Annotated in this window: 10 protein-coding genes and 1 tRNA gene; 6 read left to right on the forward strand and 5 right to left on the reverse strand. The window is 63.3% G+C overall.

Features of this window, described 5'->3' with window-relative positions; translation table 11 throughout:
* The 6 genes from B551_RS08835 to pth all read left to right on the forward strand — a co-directional run.
* Window positions 1-201, forward strand: a 201-nt coding sequence (locus B551_RS08835) for a lipoprotein insertase outer membrane protein LolB (protein ID WP_043438284.1), incomplete at its 5' end; no start/stop codon positions are given.
* Window positions 202-266: 65 nt separating this feature from the next.
* Window positions 267-1,139 (forward strand): 4-(cytidine 5'-diphospho)-2-C-methyl-D-erythritol kinase, encoded by an 873-nt coding sequence (gene ispE / locus B551_RS08840; RefSeq protein WP_006576810.1) that lies wholly within the window; start codon window positions 267-269, stop codon window positions 1,137-1,139.
* 57 nt (window positions 1,140-1,196) lie between these two features.
* Window positions 1,197-1,273 (forward strand) — tRNA-Gln (locus tag B551_RS08845).
* Window positions 1,274-1,352: 79 nt separating this feature from the next.
* Window positions 1,353-2,306 (forward strand): ribose-phosphate pyrophosphokinase, encoded by a 954-nt coding sequence (locus tag B551_RS08850; RefSeq protein ID WP_006576809.1) that lies wholly within the window; start codon window positions 1,353-1,355, stop codon window positions 2,304-2,306.
* A gap of 147 nt (window positions 2,307-2,453) precedes the next feature.
* Window positions 2,454-3,065, forward strand: coding sequence for a 50S ribosomal protein L25/general stress protein Ctc (locus B551_RS08855; protein ID WP_006576808.1), 612 nt, complete (start codon window positions 2,454-2,456; stop codon window positions 3,063-3,065).
* A 156-nt stretch (window positions 3,066-3,221) separates the two neighbouring features.
* Window positions 3,222-3,812, forward strand: coding sequence for an aminoacyl-tRNA hydrolase (gene pth, locus B551_RS08860; RefSeq protein ID WP_006576807.1), 591 nt, complete (start codon window positions 3,222-3,224; stop codon window positions 3,810-3,812).
* Window positions 3,813-3,877: 65 nt separating this feature from the next.
* Here the strand turns inward: pth and B551_RS08865 are convergent, their stop codons facing one another.
* From B551_RS08865 to rsmD, 5 genes are all read right to left on the reverse strand, one after another.
* Window positions 3,878-5,473, reverse strand: coding sequence for a hypothetical protein (locus tag B551_RS08865; RefSeq protein WP_157071944.1), 1,596 nt, complete (start codon window positions 5,471-5,473; stop codon window positions 3,878-3,880).
* A gap of 99 nt (window positions 5,474-5,572) precedes the next feature.
* Window positions 5,573-6,787, reverse strand: coding sequence for a hypothetical protein (locus B551_RS08870; protein ID WP_023263913.1), 1,215 nt, complete (start codon window positions 6,785-6,787; stop codon window positions 5,573-5,575).
* Window positions 6,788-7,017: 230 nt separating this feature from the next.
* Window positions 7,018-7,278: a YfhL family 4Fe-4S dicluster ferredoxin gene (locus B551_RS08875; protein ID WP_006576804.1), complete on the reverse strand. Its 261-nt coding sequence runs from the start codon at window positions 7,276-7,278 to the stop codon at window positions 7,018-7,020.
* Window positions 7,279-7,448: 170 nt separating this feature from the next.
* The gene (gene coaD, locus B551_RS08880; protein ID WP_006576803.1) at window positions 7,449-7,934 is read right to left on the reverse strand and encodes a pantetheine-phosphate adenylyltransferase; all 486 of its coding nucleotides are present in this window, start codon (window positions 7,932-7,934) and stop codon (window positions 7,449-7,451) included.
* Between the two features lie 210 nt (window positions 7,935-8,144).
* A complete protein-coding gene (gene rsmD, locus B551_RS08885) occupies window positions 8,145-8,699 on the reverse strand; it encodes a 16S rRNA (guanine(966)-N(2))-methyltransferase RsmD (protein WP_006576802.1) in 555 nt (184 codons plus the stop codon).
* Between the last annotated feature and the right edge of the window lie 194 nt (window positions 8,700-8,893).

Here is an 8,893-nt window from a genome sequence, read left to right on the forward strand (position 1 = left end):
GGCGCCCCGGCCAGCGCCACGCGCGACGCCCAGGGCCGGCTCGAGACGCTGTCGCAGAACGGCTGGACCGTGCGCTACGCTGCCTGGCAGGCCGCGCCGGATGGCGCGCAAACGCTGCCGCGCCGGATCGACCTGGCGCGCGATGGCGCCGGTGGACCGATGTCGGTCAAGCTGGTGATCGACGCCCCTGCTTCGCACTGATCGCGCTCCGATCGCACGCTGCACGTACCCGTCGCTCGATCCTCGCTCCGCTCCATCCCAGTCCGATGTCAGCCTCCCTGCCTCCCGCGCAACTGCGCGACTGTCCCGCGCCGGCCAAGCTGAACCTGTTCCTGCATGTGACCGGCCGACGTCCCGACGGCTATCACATGCTGCAGACCGTGTTCCAGCTGATCGACTGGAGCGACACGCTGCATTTCGAACGCCGCGACGACGGCGCGGTCGTTCGTGTGACGGACGTCCCCGGCGTGCCGGCGGACGGTGATCTGGTGGTGCGCGCGGCGAAGGCGCTGCAGGCGGCCACGGGAACCCGCTACGGCGTCGAGATCGCGCTCGACAAGTTGCTGCCCATGGGCGGCGGCATCGGTGGCGGCTCCTCCGACGCCGCCACCACGCTGCTGGCGCTGAACCGGCTGTGGGGCCTGGGCTTGCGGCGCGAACAGTTGATGCGAATCGGTCTGAGCCTGGGCGCCGACGTGCCCTTCTTCGTGTTCGGCCAGAACGCCTTCGCCGAGGGAATCGGCGAGGAGTTGACCGCGGTCGATCTGCCGGACAGCTGGTTCGTGGTCATCCATCCACGCCAGCATGTGCCGACCGCAGCAATTTTTTCCGATGAACGCTTGACAAGGGATACGCCCATCTCCATAATTGCGGACTTCGCTGCTTGCACAAACAAATTCGGTTTCGGTCGCAACGACCTGGAAGCGATAGCGACAGCGAAGTTCGGCGAAGTTGCCCGAGCCCTTGTCTGGCTGAGACAGTTCAGCCCCGAGGCAAGGATGACCGGTTCCGGTGCCTGTGTGTTTGCACGCTATACTGACGCGCAAACTGCGCAACAGGTACTCGATCGGTTGCCATCCGAATGGGATGGCAGATGCGTGAGAAGTTTGTCGCGCCATCCGCTCGCAGCTTTCGCATAGCAAGTTTTCGTTCGGCGTTGTGGCTGTCGGCGCAACGAAGAACGGTCCCGGTTGTGTAGGGGAGTCGCCAAGTCGGTTAAGGCACCGGATTTTGATTCCGGCATTCGAGGGTTCGAATCCTTCCTCCCCTGCCATTACATTCCTCGCAGATCCGCAGAATCTGTCGCCGGCAGCGCCGGCGACCATCCCCCAGCAGCAAGACAGGTGCCCCTCATGAGTAGCGACGGCTTGATGGTATTCACCGGCAACGCCAACCCCAAACTCGCGGAGGCTGTCGTGCAGCACCTCGGCATCCCGCTGGGCAAGGCGCTGGTGGGCCGATTCTCCGATGGCGAAGTCCAGGTCGAAATCCAGGAAAATGTCCGCGGCAAGCACGTCATCGTGCTGCAGTCCACCTGCCAGCCGACCAATGACAACCTGATGGAACTGATGGTGATGGTCGACGCGCTCAAGCGCGCCTCGGCACGCAGCATCACCGCCGCCATGCCCTACTTCGGCTATGCCCGCCAGGACCGCCGCCCGCGCTCGGCGCGCGTCGCGATCTCGGCCAAGGTGGTTGCCAACATGCTGGAAGTCGCCGGTGTCGACCGCGTGCTGACGATGGACCTGCACGCCGACCAGATCCAGGGCTTCTTCGATATCCCGGTCGACAACATCTACGCCTCGCCGGTGCTGCTGGGCGATCTGCGCGAAAAGAACTACGGCGACCTGCTGGTCGTCTCGCCCGACGTGGGCGGCGTGGTGCGCGCCCGCGCGCTGGCCAAGCAGCTGAACTGCGACCTGGCCATCATCGACAAGCGCCGCCCCAAGGCCAATGTGGCCGAGGTGATGAACATCATCGGTGAAGTCGACGGCCGCAACTGCGTGATCATGGACGACATGATCGACACCGGCGGTACGCTGTGCAAGGCGGCCCAGGTGCTGAAGGAACGCGGCGCGCAGAAGGTGTTCGCCTACTGTACCCACCCGGTGCTGTCCGGCGGCGCGGCCGCCCGCATCGCCGACTCGGCGCTGGACGAAGTGGTCGTCTGCGACACCATTCCGCTGCGCGACGACGCACGCCAGACCGGCAAGATCCGCCAGCTGTCGACCGCCTCGCTGCTGGCCGAGACGTTCACCCGGATCGTCAAGGGCGACTCGATCATGTCGCTGTTCGCCGATTCCTGAACTTCCTGTTAGAATTCAAGGCTTTGTCGCGTCCGCCGGCTTGTTCGCAAGCGGCGATGCGGCGCAGAGGCGCCCGGTCACCGTACCTGGCGCCGATTCATCGGGCTGTCTGGTCGCGGGCAGCCCTCTTACTTTTTGGAGTCCACCATGAAAGTCATCGCTTTCGAGCGTAGCGTACAGGGTACGGGTGCGAGCCGCCGCCTGCGCAATGCCGGCAAGACCCCCGGCATCATCTACGGCGGCACCGCCGAACCGAAGATGATCGAGCTCGATCACAACGCGCTGTTCCACGCGCTGAAGAAGGAAGCCTTCCACTCGTCGATCCTCGACCTGGAAGTGGGCGGCACGACCGAGAAGGCACTGCTGCGCGCCTTCCAGATGCACCCGTTCAAGCCGCTGGTGCTGCACGTCGATTTCCAGCGCGTGTCGGCCACCGAGAAGATCCACGTCAAGGTGCCGCTGCACTTCATGAACCAGGAAACCGCTCCTGGCGTGAAGCTCGGCCACGGCATCATCAACCACATCCTGAATGAACTGGAAGTGTCGTGCCTGCCGGGCGACCTGCCGGAATTCATCGAGGTGGACATGGGCGCCGTCGAACTGGGCCAGACCGTTCACCTGTCGGACCTGAAGCTGCCGCAGGGCGTGACCCCGATCACGCACGGCGACGACAACCCCGCCGTGGCGACCGTCGCCCTGCCGGCCGGTGGTGTGTCGGAAGCCGCCAGCGAAGGCGAAGGCGAGACGCCGGCCGCCTGATCGGCGCCAGCCCTCGGCTGACCCGGCGGCCCTGTCTTTATCGACAGGCGCCGCCAGAAAGACCGCCGGTTCGTCCGGCGGTTTTTTTTCGCGTATGCTTCCCTGCTGCGCCGCGGCCCGCCGCCGTGCATGCCTGCCACCGAACCCGTTAGCACCATGATCAAGCTCATCGTCGGCCTCGGCAATCCCGGGGCGGAATACGAAGCCACCCGGCACAATGCCGGCTTCTGGCTGATCGACCAGCTGGCCCGCATGGCCGGCGCCACGCCGCGCGTGGAAGGCCGCTTCCATGGGCTGGCGGCGCGCGCGCGCCTGTGGGACCAGGATATCTGGCTGCTGAAGCCATCGACCTTCATGAACCGCTCCGGATTGGCGGTGGTGTCGCTGGCCCGCTTCTACAAGATCCTGCCCGACGAGATTCTGGTCGCGCATGACGAGATGGACCTGCCGGCCGGCGCGGTCAAGCTAAAGCGCGGCGGTGGCTCCGGCGGACACAACGGTTTGAAGGACATCTCCGCGCATCTGTCGACGCCGGAATATTGGCGGCTGCGCATCGGCGTGGGCCATCCCCGCAATGCCGGCGGCGCCGGCGATCGGGAAGAGGTCGTCAACTTCGTGCTCAAGCCCCCGCGCCGGGAAGAGCAACAGGCCATCGACGAGGCCATCGACCGCAGCGTGGCGCCGCTGTCGCTGCTGGCAAAAGGCGAAGCCGAACGCGCGATGATGCAGTTGCATTCGGCAAAATAATAGCTGGATGGTCGACCCTGCCGCCCGATAACCGTGGCGGGCCGACGCCCCGGCCGTCGAGCGGTTCAAACGACTAAGGCGACCGGTTCGGCTTCCGCGGCGAGCTTCGACTCGGCGCGACGCCGCAACCCTTTTTCAACGGCGCACCGGATACCATCGCCATCCACGAGATTGCGGATTTTGATCTTCAGTTCCTCGACGATGGGGCCTTTGACACTCGGATCGAAAGAGCAAAACCGCAGTGGCCAAAGATCCTCCCGAGTCAAACCGATCTGTTTCAAGGTGTGCTTGATCAGCCGTCGCGCGTTGGCATCGTGCCCGCCGTCCTTGTCTAGCATTCGGACCGCCTGATCGATGACATCGTCAAGCGATGGCAGCTCGTTGTCCTTCGGCCCGCCCTCTCCCGATGCAACAGCGTTATTGTTGCCCTTATCAATCGCCGCCTGGATGGATTTCGCGGAATTGCGATTCCGAATTCCGGCATAGAGGGTCCAACCGGCCAATGCCAGGCCGCCGATGATGCCGAACAGAATACCGCCGGTCGAGACTCCGCCTACCACCAGGAACAAGGCCAAAGAAATCGCGCCGACGGCCATCGCGGTGGCGCCATAGGTGATCCGCCATTTGCCCACGCGGATTTGGTTGTTGGCGTCGTCCTGAGCGCGAACTTCGTTGCGTTCGGCATGCGTGAGCAGAGACTCTGCCAGCCGACCCGCCTCCGCCAACTCGGCTTGCTGGCGCTCCTTCGCATCCTTGAGTCGCTCTTTGGCATCATTGATTGCCTTCAGCGCCCCGGTCGCCGCCGACAGCTTCTTCAGGCCGTCATGCCATCGCAACGCTCCCGCGACGATATGGAGGGCGCCACACCCGAGGCTGAATGCAAAGCCGCAGATGGCAGTCGCTGTGGCGTTGATCGGCACCGTCGCAAGGTGTAATAGCTCGCTAATCTTGAAGCTATCCCAAAGCAACGCCAAATTGCAGCCGACGCCACCGCCTTGCAGGATGCCATCACGCGTGAACATGACGGAGGAGTGCTTCAGAGTATCGGCAGCCTCGCGACGGTCTATTTGCGCCGTTTCAAACTTCAAATAGCCTGCCGCCAATTCCGACATTGACTCTTGGCGGGCAGGGACACCTTTACAAGACACCCCGGCAGGGATGCTGCTGCTCAACCGATGCACTGAGGGTATCGGCGACCCGTCGTCTATGGTCGGATCTTCGGCCCCGAGTTTCAGGCGTTTCTCTTCGTGAGCCGCTTCCTTTCGTCCCTGAATAAATCCGAAGAACTCCCTACGGTTCTCCTGGTTCCGGGTAAGCTGGGCATCAACGGACCGATGCCTGTGTACGTGCCTTCCGAACAAGACGGACGTTATGCCCATTTCTACAAGGGAGGCAACACCGCCTAAGGCGATCCCAACCTGCGAGACGGTATGCCGGGCTCCGTCAGCCACGAATCGGGTGGTGAGAAGCGGCGACGCTGGGTTCGTGCGGAAGAAGGTCGTGATTGCTTCTACAAATGCGCCAACTCGACACAAGGCAATGCCACTCCAACCGAAATACAAACCCGTATTGGCGAGCGCGACGTGCTTGTCATCCGGCAACACTGCCTGCCGTTCCGCTATCCGGCTTGCATCGGTAAGTAGGCTGCACGCTTTTCCCATGGATCGTCTCCTCCTTCCCTTGCCCCGTGCAATCGACGAGTCGACGCCAGAGGCTGGCATTCGGCATTTGTTTACTCCGCCTCAAAATACCTTTTTGGTTTAGCCGCCGCCTGCGGTCTCGAGCCACGGAGCAGAACTACGCGCGTACATGGCTCCGGCAATTTCCTTGTGCAGTCGGTCGCTCCTTGCACGATCCACGGCGTAACGCGACGTAGCCATGTATCGCAACTGGCGCCGCTCATTGATCTCCTTCTCCTCCGGCAGATATACGGGGATTGCAGATTTCTTGATCGCAGCATATGTGGGAAATCCCTTGAACCGCTCCTGCATCATTGCTACGGCAGGGAATCCATGCTCGAATTTTTTGCCGTGTTTTTCCCAGCGGTATTGAATGTCGATAGCAGTATTGGCCAAACCCAGTACGGCCGGCGAATTGATGGGCGTCGAAGGTGGTAGCAACTGCAGTATTCGCTTCCATCTCGCCTCATCCCATGACCTTGTATCGCCACCTAAACGCTGTGCCTGCGCGATGGCTCCGATCAGCGGCTCGGCAAACTTCGCAGTGGCGGTGTTGAGAAGTAGCGGCGTCGCAAGCCGAAGCAGCGTGTCGTGAAATTCGGGCTTGACACCGCCGTAGACCGTGCGGCGGGCGAATTCGGACAGCACTGTAATGGCCCAATATGGAGAACGCGCCATGGCATGTTGGAACACTTCATGTAGAACCTCCAGCTTCGCCTTGTTGGTCAGGTTATCGAACAACGGCCACAACTCATGGAACACACGCTCCGGAATACGTGGGTGCATCCTGCCCAGTCGCTTGACCATCTCCACAAATACCGCTTTGGCACGCCAACTGATCCAGCGGTCCCCTGTCAAAAGATTGAGCCATAGCGTTACCTCCCTCATGCATGACGACTGCGACCTAAAATCCAGGCTCTTTTTCGACGCAATCAAATCGCGAAACAACTGGAATTCTGGCCAATAAGGTTTGAGCTGCCGATAAAGGAGCCGGCATGTCATGGCGAGCGTTGCCCGTTCAAAGGGGTCGGCGAGGTAAGCGAGAATCTTGTCGGTTGCCACCTTCGGCAAAGCGGCGATGTGTTTGTTTTCCGCTTCCGGGGTGCGCCGCGGAGCCTCCGTTCGGGAAAAAACCTTGGCTATGCCTGCGATGACGCCTTGCGGATTGTTGCGCAAGGCAATTGTCGACCCATCCACGCCAAGTCGGCCCTCGGACCGGCCGAACGACGTCATTTCATAGGTGCTGGTACCCGGCAACGCCGGGCTTGGATAACCCTCGGTGCAGATTTGCGGCATGGCGCTCTCCCGAGCTGTAGGAATGCCGTGCACAGTCGCATGTTGGCGATGGCTGCCGCTTAACAAATGCGCGGGATCTGACGACTTTTGGTTGCATTCGGTCCCGGCGGTGTTGCATTGTGCGCGGTCGATAACGGACCGGCGTAAAAAAACCCCGCCATGGTCTTTGGCGGGGTTCTATTGCGGCGCCCGGTATGCAGCCGGCGCCTGGCCTAGTCGCGCACGCTGTGTCAGGCGGCGTGCTTGGCGGCCGTCAGCAGGCGGTAGCGCTGCATCAGCACTTCCTGTGTCTCGACCCGGTTCGGATCGTGGGGGATGCAAGCGACGGGGCACACCTGCTGGCATTGCGGCTCGTCAAAATGGCCGACGCACTCGGTGCATTTGTTGGGGTCGATTTCGTAGATCTCGGGCCCCATCGAAATTGCTTCGTTCGGGCACTCGGGCTCACAAACGTCGCAATTGATGCAATCGTCGGTGATCATCAGCGCCATGATATTTCCTTCTGCAGTCCGGCCATCGCCGCGCCAACTGTGCGCGGTGCGCCGCTGGAGCCGCCCGCGCCCGACTGGCCGCGTCCTGACGGTTCCGAACCCCGTATTCTAGGCGTTTTCGGGCCGGCCCGCCGGGCCGGCGCGGCTTGTAGCGGCAGCCGATCGAGGACTCAGTCGCCCTTGCCGATCTTTTCCTTGAGCCAGCGCTCGACCGAAGGGAACACGAACTTGCTGACGTCGCCTCCCAGCACCGCGATCTCGCGCACGAAGGTGCCGGAGATGAACTGGTATTGATCGGACGGGGTCAGGAACATCGTTTCGACGTCCGGCAGCAGATAGCGGTTCATGCCAGCCATCTGGAACTCGTACTCGAAGTCCGACACGGCGCGCAGGCCACGCACGATGACGCGCGCATTGTTCTTGCGCACGAAATCCTTCAGCAGGCCGGAAAAGCCGTCGACGCGCACATTCGGATAGTGGCCCAGCACTTCCTTGGCGATGCCGATGCGCTCCTCCAGCGAAAAGAAGGGGCGCTTGTTGGGGCTATGGGCGACTCCGACCACCAGCTCATCGAAGATATTGGACGCCCTGCGCACCAGATCCTCGTGTCCCCGGGTCAATGGATCGAACGTGCCGGGATAGACCGCGACGACCATGCTTCCTCCTTGTTCTGCCCGCTGCCGTGAACCGGCAAGCCGCACCGGCACCGGCTTTGCAGCCGGCTTGCGCCGATGCCGCCAGGCGAGCGTTGGCGACAGCGGCGTAGTGTACCCCTAAATGCGCGGCTTGAAAGCCGCCGAGCCGAGCGGGCGGGAGCGCCTTGGGCGATCATCGCGCACTGGCGCGCGAAGCGCCAGCGCCGGGATTCAGTCGGCCGCGCCGCGATGGCGCAGCAGGTGGAAATGCACGGCGCCGGCACGCGCGTGGCGCACGATTTCCAGCGAGGCGGGCACCGGCGCATCGGCGCCGTTCAAGGGGCTTTCCGATTCGACATAGACCAGCCCCGCCGCGTGGGTCAGCCGCTCGGCATGGGCCAGCGCCGGGCCGATCCAGTCTTCGGCGAACGGCGGGTCGAGAAAAACCACGTCGAAACTGGCGGCCGGCATCTGTGCCGCGATGGCGAAGGCATCACCCTGGACGATCTGGATCTGCTCGGCGCCTAGGCGGCTCTGGTTGTCACGCAGTTGCCGAGCCACGCGAGGATTGGCCTCGACCATCGTCACATGGGCGGCGCCGCGCGAGGCGGCCTCGAAGCCGAGCGCGCCGGAGCCGGCGAACAGGTCCAGGCAGCGCTGGCCGGTCAGGTCCTGGCCGAGCCAGTTGAACAGCGTTTCCCGCACGCGGTCCGGCGTGGGCCGCAGCCCCTCGGCATCGAGCACCGGTAGCGGCGTGCGCTTCCAGCGGCCCCCGATGATGCGCACCTGCGCGGGAGCCTGGCGGGGGGAGAACGAAGGGACGCGCCCACGGGGCGCGGTCTGGGAGCGCCCGCCGGCGGCGGGCTGCGGAGAGGGGGAACGCGGACTCATTCCGTGATTGTAGAGCCTGCCGCGTCGTTGCCTGGCGCCGGCGCGCAGGCCGCGTCGGGTCGCTATGCGCGGGAGCGCACTGAGCGGCG

The sequence above is a fragment of the Cupriavidus sp. HPC(L) genome (assembly GCF_000307735.3).
Lineage (GTDB): Bacteria > Pseudomonadota > Gammaproteobacteria > Burkholderiales > Burkholderiaceae > Cupriavidus.